The sequence below is a fragment of the Yersinia sp. IP36721 genome, assembly GCF_003634395.1.
GTDB classification, from domain to species: Bacteria; Pseudomonadota; Gammaproteobacteria; order Enterobacterales; family Enterobacteriaceae; genus Yersinia; species Yersinia entomophaga.
The window spans coordinates 323,429-340,750 of the sequence record NZ_QCZL01000001.1; the positions used below are offsets into that span (position 1 = coordinate 323,429).

Sequence of the window (17,322 nt, forward strand, 5' to 3'; positions counted from 1 at the left end):
TCCAGCCTAGCTGGAGGTTTTCTGTGCACAACAAAAATGGCGCCTGATGATGGCGCCATTTCTATTGATATCGGCTTATATCGGTAGGTTTTAGGCTGCGGTAGCCAGTTTGGTGGCAAAACCGAGGAAAAGCAGCCCAACCATCGAATTACCCAGTTTGGCGAGACGTTTTTTCTCACTCAGGAAGTGGGTTAGTGCTGCGCCAGCAAAAATGAGCAGCGACATATAGACAAAGCTTATCATTTCCAGAATCACCGCCAGTATCACGAAGGACAGGCCGGTGTGGGCATAACTTTGATCGATAAACTGCACAAAAAACGAAACGTAGAACAAAATGGCCTTGGGATTGGTCAGGCTCAGGGTCAGCGCTTTGCGGAAAGTGTGTTCCACGATCTCGGTTGCTTCGCTCTGACCTTTTTTCACCAAGGTGCTGTAGAGGATTTTAAGCCCCAAATACAAGAGGTAAATGGCACCGAGCATTTTGACCAGCGTAAACAGGAAAGGCGAAGAGCGGATCAGGGAGGCAATTCCCACATAGGCGCAAAATATCAGTACTGCATCGCCAATAAACACCGCTAATGCAGCCTTATAGCCTTCTTTAACACCGCGGGTAATGCCTGTTTTCAGAACGAACAGGGTGTTTGGCCCCGGCACGATAATAATGAAAATGGCACCTAGGACATACGTCCAAAGATTGAGCACTCCATAACTCTCAAACACAACAACCTCATCATCAATTCACGCTGTGAGCGACTATTCTGTCGGAAATCTGTCCATTAAAAGCGAGCAGTATTCTACGCCGTTTCGTTGATTTATGGCAGCGGAGTGTGATCGCTGTCGTGTTTTATTTCAAGGAGAGATGGAAACAGATCGTGACGCGATCGGTCACGATCTTCGGGCTGATGTGTAAATAAGTGAGAGGAAAGTTCCGCTAATTGCGTGTTCAGGTGATTTATTTTGGGTCTATTACCCTGGCCATATGATAAGCGTCGATATATTTACCGTCGCGTAAGGCATAGCGTTTACTGGTTCCCTCGATTTCAAAACCAAATTTCTTGTACAGCGCTACGGCAGTATCATTATCAACGAATACCGTTAGTTCAATTCTATTGATGTTCAACCAGTTATCACATAAATCAATCATGGTTTTCATCAACGCACTGCCAACGCCCTGGCCCAAGAAACCCGCGTCTACTGCAATGCCGAAGGTGGCAACGTGGTTGCGGCGCGGTCTTTGTATTGTCTCAAGGCTGAGCTGGCCTGCGATTTGTCCGTCGATACAGGCAACGTAATAATAGATACCTGGCGCGGGAGTCCCCAGCTTCTTCGCCCACAAATCCGGAGCAGGTAGCGGAAGCTGTAAGGTGTCGCGATACACCTTCGGATGTGCATATAGCTGTTGCAGAGCCAAATAATCAGAAGGTTCTACCGGACGTATTTGCGCATGAGACATAGGGCTTTTCCTATTGATTAGTGTTTGAATAACCTAACAAAGTATCGGTTTATTCATCGCAGTCAATTATATTCGCATTGATTAAAAATAATGCTTTACAGTTGAGAGTGATAATGATTATCATTGTCATGCTTTCAAGTGAGACCATCAAAGTTTAGGTGTTCACATGACGAAGGCACGACATTGCTCACATTGCTTCCAGTGTTTACTTAGCCAGCCGGGTGCTGGCTTTTTTTTTGCCTTTTCTCGGTGGAATAGTCGCAACGGCTTGTTTGATTTCCGCATTTTCTGCCTCTGCACACGCTTTGTTTTTATGCTTTTTTCTTTGTCGAATTATTTGAACAGAGGGATGAGTTTTTTACGCTTTCATATTTTCCTGCGACATCTAGACTAAAGAAAACGTTGAGGAGAATTGAATATGATTTATCTACGCAAAGCAGAAGAACGCGGTCACGCTAATCACGGCTGGTTAGATAGCTGGCATACCTTCTCATTCGCTGATTATTATGACTCTAACTTTATGGGGTTCTCGGCGCTGCGGGTGATTAACGAAGACGTGATCGACGCTGGGCAGGGTTTCGGTACTCATCCCCATAAGGATATGGAAATTCTAACCTATGTACTATCGGGAACCGTAGAACATCAGGACAGCATGGGCAATAAAGAACAAATCCATGCGGGTGAGTTCCAGATTATGAGTGCCGGCACGGGTGTGCGCCACTCTGAATACAATGGTCGTAGTGACCAGCCGTTGCACCTATATCAAATCTGGATTATTCCTGAAACTAATGGTTTACCACCGCGCTATGAACAAAAGCGCTTTGATAACCCACAGGGGCGCCAGTTGGTGCTGTCTCCGGATGCTCGCGACGGTTCTCTGAAAGTGTTCCAAGATATGACGCTATCGCGCTGGGCGCTGAAAAAAGATGAACAATCTGTTTATCAGATTCAGGCGGAGCGCAGAATCTGGATTCAGGTAGTACGTGGCAAGGTTGCTATCAATGGTCATCACGCAGGCACCAGCGATGCTTTCGCCATTTGGGATGAAACCGCATTGTCGATTCATGCCGATGAAGACAGTGAGATATTGTTATTTGATCTGCCACCGGTTTAACCTTCATTTATCGGCTAAAAAGGGTATGCGCATCGCGTTATACCCTTTTTTTTGTTAAAATCCCCGCCCGTCTCTCTTGCGCCAGTTCATTGATAATGAAGAAAAAAAGGCCAGTGCTTCAAGATGTAGCTGATATGGTTGGCGTCACGAAAATGACGGTTAGCCGCTATTTGCGTAATCCGCAGCAGGTTTCCGCCGTGCTACAGGGGAAAATTGCGGTGGCATTGGATGAGTTGGGCTATATCCCCAACCGTGCGCCGGATATTCTGTCAAACGCCACCAGCCGGGCGATTGGCGTATTATTGCCTTCATTAACTAATCAGGTATTTGCCGAGGTTTTACGCGGTATTGAGAGCGTCACAGACGTTCACGGCTATCAAACCATGCTGGCTCACTATGGTTATCAGAAAGAGCTGGAAGAACAACGTCTGACCTCGCTGCTGTCTTATAACATCGACGGTCTGATTCTCTCCGAACGGAATCACACTCCCCGTACCTTAAAAATGATTCAGGTGTCCGGTATTCCGGTGATCGAATTGATGGATTGTGTTTCCCCCTGCATCGATCTGGCGGTTGGATTTAACAATTTTGAAGCCGCTCGCAAGATGACTCAGCAAATTATCACTCAGGGCCACCGTCACGTAGTCTATTTCGGTGCGCGTCAGGATGAGCGAACGGTGATTAAGCAGCAGGGTTACGAGCAGGCGATGAGAGAATCGGGTTTAGAGCCGGTCAGTATTATGACCAGCCGCTCATCTTCCTATTCTGCCGGTGGCGAGCTGTTGCGTGAAGCGCAGGTTAGTTATCCGCAGATCGACAGTATTTTCTGTACCAATGATGACTTGGCCATCGGCGCGTTTTTCGAATGTCAACGCCAGGGATTATCTATCCCGCAGGATATGGCGATTGCTGGTTTCCACGGCCATGATATTGGGCAGTCGATGGTGCCGCGTTTGGCTAGCGTACTGACTCCCCGCGAAAAAATGGGGCAAATAGGTGCAGAACGTCTGATTGCCAGGCTGCGTGGTGAATCGGTGTCACCCAAAATGGTCGATGTCGGCTTCACTATTCTGCCCGGTGGCAGTATCTGAATAATGGCGTTAAAGAAAAGGCCCGCTATCTTTCGACAGCAGGCCTTTTTTGTGTGAACTAACCTTCAAACTCAGCGAATTAAATCACCATAGCCAATAACAGGCAGCCGACTAATCCACATACTGAAATGATGGTTTCCAGCACTGACCAGGATTTAATGGTTTCCATAATGGTCAGATTGAAATATTCCTTAAACAGCCAGAAGCCCGGATCGTTAACGTGAGAGAAAATCACGCTGCCGGAACCGACGGCAATAACCATCAGCTCTGGGCTGGCACCGGTGGTGGCAATCAATGGAGCAACAATACCTCCGGCGGTAATGGCCGCGACCGTGGCAGAACCCAGCGCGATACGCAACAGTGCCGCGATAGACCAAGCCATCAGAATTGGTGATACACCGCTGCCGCTCATCATACCGGCAATATATTGTTCAACGCCGCTGTCCACCAATACCTGCTTGAATGCGCCGCCACCGCCAATAACCAACAGCATCATAGCGATGATTTTAATGGAGTCGGTTACGGTATCCATTACCGATTCCATGGAGCGCCCGCGGTTCAGGCCAAAGGTGAAAATAGCGATTAATACAGCGATAAGGGTCGCAATAACCGGATCGCCGAAGAATTCGGCATAAGCCAGAACCGGATGCCCTTTTGGCAAAATCATCTCGGCTACGGCACGCAGCGCCATCAGAATAACCGGCACCAGAGCGGTCGCAACACTGACGCCAAAGCTCGGCATTTCTTCATCGGTAAAGGTTTTTGGGTTGTATAAACCTTCAGGAACCGGCTTATCAATGCCCTTCAGGAATCGAGCATAAACCGGACCAGCTAATATGACCGTTGGAATAGCCAGTAAGGTGCCGTACAGCAAGGTTTTACCCATATCGGCATGGAAAATGGTCGCAATCGCCGTTGGGCCGGGGTGAGGAGGCAGAAAGCCGTGAGTGACCGAAAGCGCAGCAGCCATTGGCACACCGATATACAGCAAAGGAATGCGTGCAGACGCCGCAATGCTGAATACCAGCGGTAGTAATAGTACGAAACCGACCTCATAAAACAGGGCAAAACCGACGGTAAAACCTGTCAGTACCACGGCCCATTGAATATGTTGTCTGCCGAATTTATCAATCAGCGTGGTAGCGATGCGTTGAGCACCGCCGCAGTCCGCCAGCAGTTTACCCAGCATGGCACCAAAGCCCATAATTAGCGCCAGGCTGCCAAGCGTGCCGCCAACCCCGGCTTTAATCGAGCCGACCACTTTATCAACCGGCATACCCTGCATAATTCCGACCGCCAGAGCGACCAGAATCAGCGAGATAAACCCGTTCAGCTTGAAACGGATCATCAGTAACAGCAGCATGGCAACGCCAACCGCGACAATGACTAATGGCATAGCATTTCTCCAACCTATTTATCGCTTTTAGTTATGATTTATTTACCCTGCTTTTTTCTCGCCGCAGCGGCGTTTTCTGACTTTGTACCTTGTCTCTTTCCCGTTGCAGCGACACCGGCTGTTTTGGCTATCTCGATTCACTTAGCGGACTAAGCTCCTCGGATGGAGGCCAATTGCCGTTTGGCTGTAATCTGAAAGCTATAGGTATTGATATTGCTCATTTTGCTGCAACGCGAAATTAGTGGGGTAGGGTGCTTATCCAGGACAGGTAACGGGATAAGAACCTTCCTTTTATTATTACGCTCAGTCTTTAAACAGGCTGGCGTGATTGCGCGATTGAGTACAAAACCCGGTGTTCTTCCCTTTGTGATAAAAGTCACATCTCCATTTGTTACCGGTATCATGATACCGGTAACATGTTAAAATACGGAACCGTCAAACAGGGTAAAATTCCCATTCTGAGATAGAGATCAAACTTATGGCAGGACATAGCATCATTGTGATGGGCGTATCGGGCAGCGGAAAAACGACGGTGGGTGAAGCCGTTGCTCATGCAATTCACGCCAAATTTATTGACGGTGATGATCTGCATCCGCGCGCCAATATTCAAAAAATGGCCAGCGGGCATCCGTTAAATGATGACGACAGAATGCCGTGGCTGGAACGTTTGAGCGACGCGGCCTACAGCCTGAACCATAAAAACGAAACCGGTATTATTGTCTGTTCTGCTCTAAAACGTCGTTACCGCGATTGCCTGCGGGAAGGCAATAAAGATATGGTTTTTCTCTATCTGAAAGGCAGCTTTGACATGATTATGGAGCGATTAAAAGCTCGTTCGGGTCATTTTATGCCCACCGATCTGCTGAAAAGCCAGTTTGAAACCTTGGAAGAGCCTCTGGCAGACGAGAAAGACGTGATTTGCGTGGATATCGATGCCGATATTGATGAAGTAGTACGTCGCTGCGTGGCGGCGCTGAGCCATAAAGTCTAGCTTCGGCACCGCTTGGTTATCGGGGCCAATCGTGGCCCCTTGTGTGTTTTTATCGTCGTCGCCGATGAATTAGGCCGTGAGATAGGCTCTGACGCCATCTAAAAACATCTGGGTAGATAACATCACCAGAATCAATCCCATCAGTCGTTCCAATGCGCTGACGCCTTTATCCCCCAACAGACGTAAAAATACACCAGACATCAACAAGATAACTGAGGATAAACCCCAGGCGATCAGCAGCGCTAACACCAAATGGCTCATGCGATTTGGATATTGATGAGAAAGAAGCATCAGTGTGGCCAATATTGATGGGCCAGCCATTAGCGGAATTGCCAGTGGAACCAGGAATGGTTCTTCTCCAGCAGGTAAGTCGGTTGAGTGACCTTCATTGGAAGGGAAAATCATTTTGATGGCGATTAAAAACAGAATGATTCCGCCGGAAATCGAAACGGTTTCAGTGCGTAAGTTCAAAAACGCCAAAATATTCTCGCCCGCGAACAAAAAAATCAACATCAAGATAAGTGAGATAAGCAGCTCGCGAATCAGCACTACCCGTCGCCGCTTCGGTTCCAGATGCTTGAGCACCGACATGAAAATGGGCAAATTGCCTAAAGGATCCATTATCAAAAACAGCAACACGGTTGCCGCAATCATTTCTGTCATTGTGACCTCAACGGACTAAAAGTTTCCGGTATATCAAACCAGAGACGCTCGGGTATTAGGAGGATTACTGTGAATTCCTCCGGCATCGATTAAATTAACTTGCCACTTTTTACATATTTTGTAAGGTGGTATCAGGTCTCTCTTAGAGTCAGTCTGCCATGCCATTTTCGGCGGCGCAGCGCCACAAGACAGGCATCCCTTAATCGGTTGTCACCTCTTCCAAGGCAGGACAGTAAACATGAAAAACGTTGGTTTTATCGGCTGGCGCGGTATGGTCGGCTCTGTGCTCATGCAGCGCATGATCGAAGAACGCGATTTTGACGGCATCCGCCCGGTCTTTTTCTCTACTTCACAGCACGGTCAGGCTGCGCCTACTTTTACCGGTCAGCAGGGCACCTTGCAAGACGCTTATGATATCGACGCGCTGCGTGCTCTGGATATTATCATTAGTTGTCAGGGCGGGGATTATACCAACGGAATTTATCCTCAGCTGCGTGCCAGCGGCTGGCAGGGTTTTTGGATCGATGCAGCTTCTTCTCTGCGCATGAAAGACGATGCCATTATTATTTTGGATCCGGTAAACAATGATGTGATTCAGCAAGGGTTAAATCAGGGAATCAAAACGTTTGTTGGCGGTAACTGCACCGTTAGCCTGATGTTGATGTCACTGGGTGGCCTGTTTGCCAATGACCTGGTCGAATGGGCGTCTGTTGCCACTTATCAGGCTGCATCCGGCGGCGGTGCTCGTCATATGCGTGAGTTGCTAACCCAAATGGGTATGCTGCACGCTGGCGTAGCCAAAGAGCTACAGAACCCTGCTTCTGCCATTTTGGATATTGAGCGTAAAGTGACGGCGGCGACACGCAGCGGCACGTTGCCAACCGATAACTTTGGTGTGCCATTGGCTGGCAGCCTGATTCCGTGGATTGATAAAGCGTTGGATAACGGCCAGAGCCGGGAAGAGTGGAAAGGCCAGGCGGAAACGAACAAAATTCTGAATACCAGCAGCGTTATTCCGGTGGATGGGTTATGTGTGCGTGTTGGCGCTCTGCGCTGTCATAGTCAGGCATTTACTCTGAAACTGAAAAAAGACCTTCCGCTCATTGAAATCGAGGCGTTGCTGGCAACCCACAATGATTGGGTACGAGTCATCCCGAACGATCGCGAGTTGACGATGCGTGAGCTGACTCCCGCCGCCGTGACCGGCACGTTGAATACGCCGGTAGGCCGTTTGCGCAAGCTGAACATGGGGCCGGAGTATTTATCCGCCTTCACCGTTGGCGACCAATTGCTTTGGGGCGCGGCAGAACCGTTACGCCGTATGCTGCGGATTCTGGCGTAATCGCTGCCGCTCTAAAACTGTAGTTCTGAAGTCGCTAAAAAATCAAAAAGGTTGCGATGCTAGCAACCTTTTTTTATCGCTAAATATCAGCGGATTAATTCAATTTTCTGCTGCGGTATGGAACGGTAATTTAATCGAGATACGGGTATATATGTCCGTCTCACAGGTCACGGTCACGCCGTACTGCTGGCCATAACGCACCTTGATACGTCTGTCGACCAGATTCATGCCCAATCCGTCCCCGTCGGGCTTGGATTCATACAATCCCGCATTATCTTCTACTTCCAACGTCAGGATTCCATCCTGCATATTGCCGCGTAGGGTAATATTTCCATTGCTGAACATCTGAGAAATTCCGTGTTTAATGGCATTTTCTACCACCGGCTGCAAAGAGAACGCGGGTAGTCGGGCAGCCAGAATATTTTCTGGCAGGGCGATATTGACGTTCAATCGATCGGCAAAGCGCGCTTTTTCAATTTCCAGGTAAGCATTCACATGCTCAATTTCATCGCTCAGAGTAACGACATCGTGGCTGCGCTTCAGGTTTTTACGGAAGAAGGTGGAAAGTGAAAGCACCAGTTTGCGAGCGTGATTGGGATCGCGACGAATCACAACCGATAAGGTATTGAGGGCGTTGAATAGAAAATGCGGATTTACCTGAGCGTGGAGGAGTTTGATCTCCGACTGGGCTAATAATTGTTTTTGTTGCTCAAATCTACCCGCCATAATCTGCGCCGATAGAAGGTGAGCAATGCCTTCCCCTAGCGTGCGGTTGATACTGGAAAACAGCTTGGTTTTCGGTTCATACAGTTTAATGCTGCCGATGACGCGATGTTCTTCTCCTCGTAGAGGAATAACCAGCGTAGAGCCTAGTTTGCAAGTGGGTGAAATCGAACAGGTATAGGGCACCGCGTTGCCGTCGGCATAAACCACCTGATCCATTCCGATGGCTCGATGAGTGTGGTGTGAAGTAATCGCGGAACCGACAATATGATGATCTGAGCCGGTGCCGATAAAGGCCAGAAGCTTTTCTCTATCGGTAATCGCCACCGCCCCAACGCCCAATTCCTCATACAGAATCCGCGCTACTCGCATACTGTTTTGCTGATCAAATCCGTGTCGTAATAGTCCTTCTGCTCTGGCGGCGATCTGTAAGGCTTTAGCCGAAAATGCCGTGGTGTATTTTTCGAAAATAGCGCGCCGATCCAGTAGGATGCGCATGAACATAGCTGCGCCAATGGTATTGGTGATCATCATCGGCAATGCAATATTTTCAACCAGTTCCACCGCTTCGGAAAAGGGGCGCGAAACCGCCAGAATAATCAGCATTTGCAGCACTTCCGCCACTAACGTCATGCCAGCAATCACTAAAGGTTGGAACAGTAAATCCAGCCGATTCCTACGAATCAGGTAGTTATGAAGGAAGCCGCCTATCAGACCTTCCGCGACCGTGGAGAGCATACAGGCGGTCGCGGTCATTCCTCCCAGAGAATAACGGTGTAATCCGCCGGTTAAGCCGACCAGAAAACCGACGGATGGTCCCCCCAGTACGCCGCCTAAAACCGCACCAATAGCACGTGTATTGGCAATGGAATCATCAATATGCAGGCCGAAATAAGTCCCCATGATGCAAAACATGGAAAAGGTGAGATAGCACACCAGCTTGTGCGGCAAGCGGATGGTGACTTGCATCAATGGAATGAAAAGCGGTGTTTTACTGAGCAGGTATGCGATAACCAGATATACGCACATTTGTTGCAGTAATGAAAAAATCAGTTCGGTCTGGCTAACGCCCATGCTGTATTGCCTCCGTTATTTCCGAGGCCATTATAACGAAGGCATGAATGAGAAAATTTTAACTCGAACAACTAAATATAAAAAAACGCAGACCGTGAGATCTGCTACCAAAGTGCCAATTTGAGTGAATAACTGCCGCTAACCCGAAATAAATTAACCGGATTATTCCTTTTAGTGCTGGAAAGGGATTTCCTTGATTGCTTAACCATTTTTTACTCACCTTTGACTATGCTTATAGCTTGGGGCGCGCATTGTCACAAGGGTAACTCTGAGCCGGGATTGAAATTTATCAGGGTGGTTTTTTGAGATTTTAAGCTAAAAAAATCGTCATTTTGATCGTCGTCATGATTTATACGGTAAATGGATTGCATGATAGATAAGTTGAATTTTTATTTGTCTTAATGATTTTTTCTTGTAAATCATGCTATTAGTCATAGGAAAGATAAAATGTCAGCACTTCCCGAGCAAAATGTGATTAATCAGGTTATTTGTGGTAATTATTCAGATCCTTTTTCCATTCTTGGTATGCACAAAGTTGCCGATATGCTGCAAGTGCGTGCTCTGCTGCCTGATGCTAAAGAAGTATGGGTAGTTGACTGCAAAACCAATAAGAAAGTCACTCGGCTCGATTGTATCGATTCCAGGGGCTTCTTTGCCGCTGTCATTCCTCGTCGTAAAAATCCATTTCGCTACCAGTTAGCTGTTATTTGGGCGGATAGTACCGAAATTATCGATGATCCTTATCGATTTGGCCCCTTATTGCAGGATATAGATAGCTGGTTATTGGCGGAAGGTACGCATTTGCGCCCCTATGAACGTTTAGGTGCTCATTTGATGTCTTTAGACGGGGTGGAAGGCGTCAGTTTTGCGGTTTGGGCACCTAATGCCAAGCGAGTGTCGGTTGTTGGTGCATTTAACTTCTGGGATGGCCGCCGCCACCCAATGAGGCTGAGAAAAGAAAACGGTATTTGGGAAGTTTTTTTACCGGGTGTACAGGCCGGACAGCTATATAAATACGAGATAATAGACAGTAATGGAAATATTCGCCTAAAAGCAGACCCTTACGCTTTTGAAGCGCAAATGCGACCAGAAACGGCCTCTCTGATTAGCCCACTGCCTGATATTGTTGAGAACTCTCCCATTCGACAAAAAGCCAATGCGCTCAATGCGCCAGTTTCTATTTATGAAGTTCATCTGGGGTCCTGGCGGCGACATACCGAAAACAATTTCTGGCTGAGCTACGGCGAACTAGCTGAACAACTGGTTGATTACGTCAAATATATGGGTTTTACCCATATCGAATTACTCCCGATGAGTGAGCATCCGTTTGATGGCAGTTGGGGCTACCAACCGTTGGGCATGTATGCACCGACCCGCCGCTTTGGAACGCCACAGGATTTCAGGCAATTCATTGAGAAAGCCCATCAGGCGGGGCTAAACGTGATTCTGGATTGGGTTCCAGGTCATTTCCCTAGTGATGAATACGGTCTGGCGCAGTTTGACGGTACCGCGCTGTACGAATATGCCGATCCGCGTGAAGGTTATCATCAGGATTGGAATACCCTGATTTATAACTACGGACGAAATGAAGTTCGCAACTATCTGGCAGGAAACGCTTTTTACTGGCTGGAACGTTTTGGTATCGATGGTCTGCGAATAGATGCGGTCGCTTCGATGATTTATCGGGATTACAGCCGGGCCGAAGGCGAGTGGGTGCCTAACCAATATGGCGGCAGAGACAATCTGGAAGCTATTTCTTTCCTGCGTTACACCAACCATACCCTCGGCGTAGAACGACCCGGCGCGGTGACGTTAGCGGAAGAATCCACCGACTATCCCGGCGTAACCTTGCCGCCAGAAGCCAATGGGTTAGGTTTCAATTACAAATGGAATCTGGGCTGGATGCACGACACGCTCAATTACATGCAGCTCGATCCGGTTCACCGCAAATACCACCATAATCTAATGACTTTTGGCATGTTGTATGCCTATACCGAGAATTTCGTGTTGCCGCTTTCCCATGATGAAGTGGTACATGGCAAACGCTCGATTCTGGATCGGATGCCCGGCGATGCCTGGCAGAAATTCGCTAACCTCCGCGCTTATTACGGCTTTATGTGGGCGCATCCCGGCAAAAAACTGCTGTTTATGGGATGCGAATTTGCTCAAGGGCGGGAGTGGAATTTTGACACCAGTCTGGACTGGCACTTGCTCGATGACGAAAACGGCTGGCATAGCGGCGTTCAACGTTTGGTGCGAGATCTTAACCATTGTTATCAAGATAATGCGCCGCTGTACGAACTGGATTATCAGCCGGAAGGTTTTGAATGGCTGGTGGTAGATGACCATGAAAACTCAGTTTTTGCTTTCCTGCGCCGTGATGCGGCAGGTAATGAATTGATCGCCATCAGTAACTTCACCCCGGTGCCGCGCTATAACTATCGAGTAGGCGTGCCCCGCGCCGGACGGTATCGCGAAGTGTTGAATACCGATTCAACCTATTATTGTGGCAGTAATTTGGGTAATCAGGGCGCGATTGATACTCAACAGATTGGCAGCCATAACCAGGATCAATCTTTATCGCTGACTCTACCGCCGCTCGCCACTCTTTATCTGCTGAGGGAGGGATAGCATGACCACGTTACAGACTGGTTCTCCTACTCCTCTTGGCGCGTATTTTGACGGTTCAGGGATTAATTTCACCCTGTTTTCGGCTCATGCCTATGACGTAGAACTGTGCCTGTTCGACGAAGCGGGGCGGGAGGTTCGCTTGCCGTTGCCCGCTCGCAGCGGCGATATCTGGCATGGATATTTACCCGGCGGTCAGCCTGGTCAGCGTTACGGATTTCGCGTTAGCGGGCCGTTTGATCCCCAATCGGGACATCGTTTTAATGCGCAGAAACTCCTACTCGATCCCTGTGCTCGTGCAGTGGAAGGACGCGTTGATGACGATCCGCGCCTGTTCGGCGGAATGGATCATGCCGATCAGCAGGATAGCGCCGATGCGATGCCAAAATCCGTGGTGGTACATGAGGAATATGACTGGCAGGGCGATTGCCCGCCGGCGGTGCCTTGGGGCAATACGATAATTTATGAAGCTCACGTTCGCGGATTAACTCAGCTACACCCCGACATTCCCGAGACGCTACGTGGCAGCTATGGTGCTTTGGCTCATCCTGTGATGATTGATTACCTGAAAAAGCTCGGTATTACCGCGCTGGAATTGCTGCCGATTCAGCATCATGTGGATGAACCTCGAGTGCAGAAACTGGGGCTAACCAACTATTGGGGCTACAACGTATTAGCGCCCTATGCGGTAGAGCCGGATTATGCATCCGGGCGGGAAGGTTTCTCACCGCTGCGGGAACTGCGGGATGCGGTAAAAGCCCTGCATCGTGCAGGCATTGAGGTCATTCTGGACGTGGTGTTTAACCACAGCGCCGAGCTGGACGCTGAAGGGCCAACGCTATCGCTGCGAGGGATCGATAATGCCAGCTATTACTGGCTGAACGCGCAGGGAGAGTATGAGAATCAAACCGGCTGCGGTAACGCGCTCAAGCTGGATCATCCGGAAGTGGTTCGTTGGGTAATCGACTGCCTGTGTTATTGGGTTGAGAGTTGCCACGTCGACGGTTTTCGCTTCGATCTCGGCGCGATTTTGGGGCGCACGCCTGAATTTCATCAGGACGCACCCTTTTTCCAAGCGTTACAAGCGGAGCCGCGGTTGGCTCATTGCAAAATGATCGCAGAACCTTGGGATATCGGCTGGGGCGGTTATCAGGTAGGCCATTTCCCTCGCGGTTTTAGCGAGTGGAATGACCAATATCGCGATGGAATGCGACGTTTCTGGCTACACAATCAATTCTCTTTGGGGCAATTTGCCCAACGTTTTTCCGGCTCTGCCGATATCTATGCTCAGCGGGAGCGTTTGCCTTCCGCCAGTATCAACATGATCACTTCACACGATGGTTTTACCTTACTGGATCTCCTGTGTTTCAACCAAAAACATAATCTGGCTAATGGTGAAGACAACCGCGACGGTACGGATAGTAATTTCAGCAATAACTTCGGGAATGAAGGATTAACGGCGGATGAGGCGGTCTGGCATAGGCGCAAGGCCTGCCAGCGGGCGTTACTCAGCACGTTACTGCTTTCACTAGGTACGCCAATGCTGCTGGCCGGTGATGAGCATGGCCACAGTCAGCAAGGTAACAATAACGCCTACTGTCAGAACAACGCTATGACCTGGTTGGATTGGACACAGGCAGATAGCGATCTGGCGAACTTTACTGCCGAACTTATCCGCCTGCGGCAAAAAATACCGGCGCTTACGCAAGACCGCTGGTGGCAGGAAGGCGATGGCAGTGTGCAATGGTTGAACATGCAGGGGCAGGAAATGAGTGCCTTAGCCTGGGAGCAGGGCTTTCAAAGAAAGCTCCAGATTTGTTTATCTCAACGTTGGCTAGTGGTGATTAATGCCTCCGACCAAGCCTGTGAATTGACTTTACCCGCCGGGAAATGGCTGCCTGTACCTCCTTTTGCTTCGCGCGATGTCGCTGAGCCGCAACAGACAGAATTACTTACGGGGCATAGCGCCGCATTTTCAGTGCGTGTGTTTGAACAAAAAATCTAAGGAATCCGCTATGGTTAAATTCGAAAATAGAGATCCGTTGATGTTAGCCAGACTACTGCCGCTTAAATCGGTAGCTCTGATTTTAGCGGGAGGGCGCGGTTCGCGCTTGAAAGACCTGACGGCCACTCGTGCCAAACCGGCGGTACATTTTGGCGGTAAGTTTCGCATTATCGATTTTGCCCTGTCTAACTGTCTAAACTCGGGCATTCGCCGGATCGGCGTCATTACCCAATATCAGTCCCATTCTTTGGTTCAGCATATCCAGCGCGGTTGGTCGTTCTTCAACGAAGAAATGAACGAGTTTGTCGATTTGCTGCCGGCTCAGCAACGTTTGAGCACTGAAGAATGGTACAAGGGAACCGCGGATGCGGTGTATCAGAATCTGGATATTATTCACAGATACAATGCGGAATATATCGTCATTCTGGCGGGTGATCACATTTATAAAATGGATTACTCGCGCATGCTGATTGACCACGTTGAAAAAGGGGCGAAATGTAGCGTGGCTTGTATTCCGGTGCCGCTAAGCGAAGCTTCGGGATTTGGTGTTATGGAAGTGTCTCTGGACTATCAGATCAAGTCGTTTACAGAAAAGCCGGAAGTTCCGGCATCAATGCCTGGAAATCCCGATATGGCGCTGGCCAGCATGGGGATCTATATTTTTAATGCGGATTATCTGTATAAATTATTGCTCGAGGATATGAATACTCTGGGGTCCAGCCATGATTTTGGTAAAGACCTGATACCTAAAATTACCGAGCGGGGAGAAGCCTGGGCGCATCCGTTTACTCTGTCTTGCGTGACTTCCAACGGCGACTTACCGCCTTATTGGCGTGATGTCGGGACACTGGATGCCTATTGGCGCGCTAACCTGGATTTAGCCTCGGTAACGCCGGAACTGGATATGTACGACCGCTCCTGGCCGATTCGCACGCATATGGAACCACTGCCGCCGGCAAAATTTGTGCAGGATCGCTCCGGTAGCCACGGTATGACCATGAATTCACTGGTTTCTGGCGGCTGTATTGTTTCCGGTTCCGTGGTGGTGCATTCAGTGCTATTCCCTCGGGTGCGGATTAACTCGTTCTGTACGATAGATTCAGCGGTGCTGCTGCCAGACGTTAATGTGGGTCGATCGTGTCGTTTACGGCACTGCATTATCGACCGCGCCTGCCAAATTCCAGAAGGGATGGTGATCGGTGAGAATGCGGAAGAGGATAGTGCACGTTTCTACCGTTCGGAAGGCGGAATTGTACTCGTCACAAGGGAAATGCTGGCTCAGTTGTAATTTAGCTTCAGGCTGGCGTGAAAACGTGAGCCTGATATTCTGGCCGAAGCCGTATGTTGTCTGTAAGCCTATTGGTAGCTGATGAGATACCAGGAGTAATGATGCGGGTTTTACATGTCTGTTCTGAGATGTTTCCCTTACTAAAGACCGGAGGATTAGCGGACGTTGTCGGCGCTTTACCTGCGGCTCAAATTGCCGATGGCACCGACGTTCGGGTGATTTTACCGGCGTTTCCCGACCTGAAAAACGGCATTCCCCATAGAGTATTAGTCAAAGAAATTGATACCTTCGCCGGGCGGGTGGAATTGAGTTATGGCACTTACAATGGCGTTGGAATCTACCTGATTGATGTGCCAGGTTTATACGATCGCCCCGGCAGCCCTTACCACGACCAATGGTTGAATGCTTACGGTGATAATCATCGGCGCTTCGCGCTACTTGGTTGGATGGCTTGCGAACTGGCCTGCGGGCTGGATAGCTACTGGCGCCCCAATATTGTGCATGCTCACGATTGGCACGCGGGTTTGGCCTGCGCCTATCTGGCGGCGCGGGGACGTCCGGCTCGTTCGGTCTTTACGGTACATAATCTGGCCTACCAAGGGCTATTTTCCGCTCACCATATGGCTGAGCTACAGCTTCCGCCGTCCTTCTTTAATATCTACGGTTTGGAATTCTACGGTCAGATTTCATTCCTTAAAGCCGGTTTGTTTTACGCCGATCATGTGACAACCGTTAGCCCGACCTACGCTAAAGAGATTACCCAGCCTGCCTTTGGTTACGGAATGGAGGGATTGCTGCAACAGCGAGCGCGGGAAGGGCGATTGAGCGGCATTCTCAACGGTGTGGATGAAGAAATTTGGGATCCGACCACAGATGCTCTGTTGGGAGAGCGCTATGATTCTGAAGATTTGCGAGGCAAGGCGGTCAACAAAGCCCATTTGCAGAAAGCCATGGGGCTACAGGTTACTGATAAAAAGCCGATTTTCGCGGTGGTTAGCCGCTTAACGGCGCAAAAAGGTCTGGATCTGGTACTACAGGCGTTACCCGAGTTACTCAGGCTGGGTGGCCAGTTAGTGGTGCTAGGCGCGGGGGATGCGCTGCTACAAGAGGCTTTTCTGGCCGCATCGGCGGATTATCCAGATCAGGTTGGCGTTCAGATTGGTTATCATGAGGCGTTCTCGCACCGGATTATTGCCGGTGCCGATGTGATCTTGGTTCCCAGCCGTTTTGAGCCTTGCGGCTTGACGCAGTTATACGGTTTGAAATACGGAACTCTGCCGTTAGTGCGCCATACCGGCGGGCTGGCGGATACAGTAGTGGATTGTGCTTTAGAAAATCTGGCCGATGGTAGCGCATCGGGGTTTGTGTTTGATGAATGTGAAGCAGCGGAACTGGAGCGGGCAATTCGCCGTGCCTTTGTGCTCTGGGTTCGTCCAAAACATTGGCGTCACGTACAGCGTCATGGGATGGAGCTTGATTTTGGTTGGCAGGTAGCGGCAGCAGACTACCGGTCGCTTTATCAACACTTGTTGTAACCACAAATTAGGGAAATAC

Annotated in this window: 13 protein-coding genes; 8 read left to right on the forward strand and 5 right to left on the reverse strand. The window is 49.4% G+C overall.

Annotated features, from left to right (window positions below; all coding sequences use genetic code 11):
* Nucleotides 1-90: 90 nt before the first annotated feature.
* Both leuE and DBA33_RS01410 read right to left on the reverse strand, forming a co-directional pair.
* On the reverse strand, nucleotides 91-720 hold the full coding sequence (gene leuE / locus DBA33_RS01405; RefSeq protein ID WP_064515711.1) for a leucine efflux protein LeuE: 630 nt from the start codon (nucleotides 718-720) through the stop codon (nucleotides 91-93).
* A gap of 232 nt (nucleotides 721-952) precedes the next feature.
* Nucleotides 953-1,453 (reverse strand): GNAT family N-acetyltransferase, encoded by a 501-nt coding sequence (locus tag DBA33_RS01410; protein ID WP_064515708.1) that lies wholly within the window; start codon nucleotides 1,451-1,453, stop codon nucleotides 953-955.
* A 418-nt stretch (nucleotides 1,454-1,871) separates the two neighbouring features.
* Between DBA33_RS01410 and DBA33_RS01415 the strand changes: the two genes are divergently transcribed.
* Nucleotides 1,872-2,567: a pirin family protein gene (locus tag DBA33_RS01415; RefSeq protein ID WP_120805320.1), complete on the forward strand. Its 696-nt coding sequence runs from the start codon at nucleotides 1,872-1,874 to the stop codon at nucleotides 2,565-2,567.
* A gap of 95 nt (nucleotides 2,568-2,662) precedes the next feature.
* Entirely contained in the window at nucleotides 2,663-3,658 is a 996-nt protein-coding gene (gene gntR, locus DBA33_RS01420) for a gluconate operon transcriptional repressor GntR (RefSeq protein WP_120805322.1), read from the forward strand.
* Between the two features lie 79 nt (nucleotides 3,659-3,737).
* On the opposite strand, the gene gntT is transcribed toward gntR, so the two are convergent.
* A complete protein-coding gene (gene gntT / locus DBA33_RS01425; RefSeq protein WP_064515701.1) occupies nucleotides 3,738-5,054 on the reverse strand; it encodes a gluconate transporter in 1,317 nt (438 codons plus the stop codon).
* Between the two features lie 478 nt (nucleotides 5,055-5,532).
* Here gntT and DBA33_RS01430 point away from each other — a divergent pair, with 478 nt between their 5' ends.
* Nucleotides 5,533-6,045: a gluconokinase gene (locus tag DBA33_RS01430; protein ID WP_120805324.1), complete on the forward strand. Its 513-nt coding sequence runs from the start codon at nucleotides 5,533-5,535 to the stop codon at nucleotides 6,043-6,045.
* A 69-nt stretch (nucleotides 6,046-6,114) separates the two neighbouring features.
* Here the strand turns inward: DBA33_RS01430 and DBA33_RS01435 are convergent, their stop codons facing one another.
* On the reverse strand, nucleotides 6,115-6,708 hold the full coding sequence (locus tag DBA33_RS01435) for a YhgN family NAAT transporter (RefSeq protein ID WP_064515694.1): 594 nt from the start codon (nucleotides 6,706-6,708) through the stop codon (nucleotides 6,115-6,117).
* A 238-nt stretch (nucleotides 6,709-6,946) separates the two neighbouring features.
* Between DBA33_RS01435 and asd the strand changes: the two genes are divergently transcribed.
* On the forward strand, nucleotides 6,947-8,050 hold the full coding sequence (gene asd / locus DBA33_RS01440; RefSeq protein WP_064515692.1) for an aspartate-semialdehyde dehydrogenase: 1,104 nt from the start codon (nucleotides 6,947-6,949) through the stop codon (nucleotides 8,048-8,050).
* Nucleotides 8,051-8,149: 99 nt separating this feature from the next.
* Here asd and DBA33_RS01445 read toward each other — a convergent pair whose 3' ends face one another.
* A complete protein-coding gene (locus DBA33_RS01445; protein WP_064515689.1) occupies nucleotides 8,150-9,847 on the reverse strand; it encodes a sensor histidine kinase in 1,698 nt (565 codons plus the stop codon).
* Nucleotides 9,848-10,294: 447 nt separating this feature from the next.
* Between DBA33_RS01445 and glgB the strand changes: the two genes are divergently transcribed.
* The 4 genes from glgB (at nucleotide 10,295) to glgA (ending at nucleotide 17,303) form a co-directional block, all read left to right on the forward strand.
* The gene (gene glgB, locus DBA33_RS01450; RefSeq protein WP_120805326.1) at nucleotides 10,295-12,478 is read left to right on the forward strand and encodes a 1,4-alpha-glucan branching protein GlgB; all 2,184 of its coding nucleotides are present in this window, start codon (nucleotides 10,295-10,297) and stop codon (nucleotides 12,476-12,478) included.
* A 1-nt stretch (nucleotide 12,479) separates the two neighbouring features.
* Nucleotides 12,480-14,480: a glycogen debranching protein GlgX gene (gene glgX, locus DBA33_RS01455; RefSeq protein ID WP_064515684.1), complete on the forward strand. Its 2,001-nt coding sequence runs from the start codon at nucleotides 12,480-12,482 to the stop codon at nucleotides 14,478-14,480.
* Between the two features lie 10 nt (nucleotides 14,481-14,490).
* The gene (glgC, locus tag DBA33_RS01460) at nucleotides 14,491-15,768 is read left to right on the forward strand and encodes a glucose-1-phosphate adenylyltransferase (protein WP_064515682.1); all 1,278 of its coding nucleotides are present in this window, start codon (nucleotides 14,491-14,493) and stop codon (nucleotides 15,766-15,768) included.
* 101 nt (nucleotides 15,769-15,869) lie between these two features.
* Nucleotides 15,870-17,303, forward strand: coding sequence for a glycogen synthase GlgA (gene glgA / locus DBA33_RS01465; RefSeq protein WP_064515679.1), 1,434 nt, complete (start codon nucleotides 15,870-15,872; stop codon nucleotides 17,301-17,303).
* The last annotated feature ends 19 nt before the right edge of the window (nucleotides 17,304-17,322 follow it).

What these genes read in the sequence shown, in the direction of transcription:
- DBA33_RS01435 (WP_064515694.1), bottom strand. Translation starts at nt 6,708, where the DNA reads ATGACAGAAATGATTGCGGCAACCGTGTTGCTGTTTTTGATAATGGAT.
- DBA33_RS01415 (WP_120805320.1), top strand. Translation starts at nt 1,872, where the DNA reads ATGATTTATCTACGCAAAGCAGAAGAACGCGGTCACGCTAATCACGGC.
- glgB (WP_120805326.1), top strand. Translation starts at nt 10,295, where the DNA reads ATGTCAGCACTTCCCGAGCAAAATGTGATTAATCAGGTTATTTGTGGT.
- gntT (WP_064515701.1), bottom strand. Translation starts at nt 5,054, where the DNA reads ATGCCATTAGTCATTGTCGCGGTTGGCGTTGCCATGCTGCTGTTACTG.
- DBA33_RS01445 (WP_064515689.1), bottom strand. Translation starts at nt 9,847, where the DNA reads ATGGGCGTTAGCCAGACCGAACTGATTTTTTCATTACTGCAACAAATG.
- asd (WP_064515692.1), top strand. Translation starts at nt 6,947, where the DNA reads ATGAAAAACGTTGGTTTTATCGGCTGGCGCGGTATGGTCGGCTCTGTG.
- glgX (WP_064515684.1), top strand. Translation starts at nt 12,480, where the DNA reads ATGACCACGTTACAGACTGGTTCTCCTACTCCTCTTGGCGCGTATTTT.
- glgA (WP_064515679.1), top strand. Translation starts at nt 15,870, where the DNA reads ATGCGGGTTTTACATGTCTGTTCTGAGATGTTTCCCTTACTAAAGACC.
- gntR (WP_120805322.1), top strand. Translation starts at nt 2,663, where the DNA reads ATGAAGAAAAAAAGGCCAGTGCTTCAAGATGTAGCTGATATGGTTGGC.
- DBA33_RS01430 (WP_120805324.1), top strand. Translation starts at nt 5,533, where the DNA reads ATGGCAGGACATAGCATCATTGTGATGGGCGTATCGGGCAGCGGAAAA.
- DBA33_RS01410 (WP_064515708.1), bottom strand. Translation starts at nt 1,453, where the DNA reads ATGTCTCATGCGCAAATACGTCCGGTAGAACCTTCTGATTATTTGGCT.
- glgC (WP_064515682.1), top strand. Translation starts at nt 14,491, where the DNA reads ATGGTTAAATTCGAAAATAGAGATCCGTTGATGTTAGCCAGACTACTG.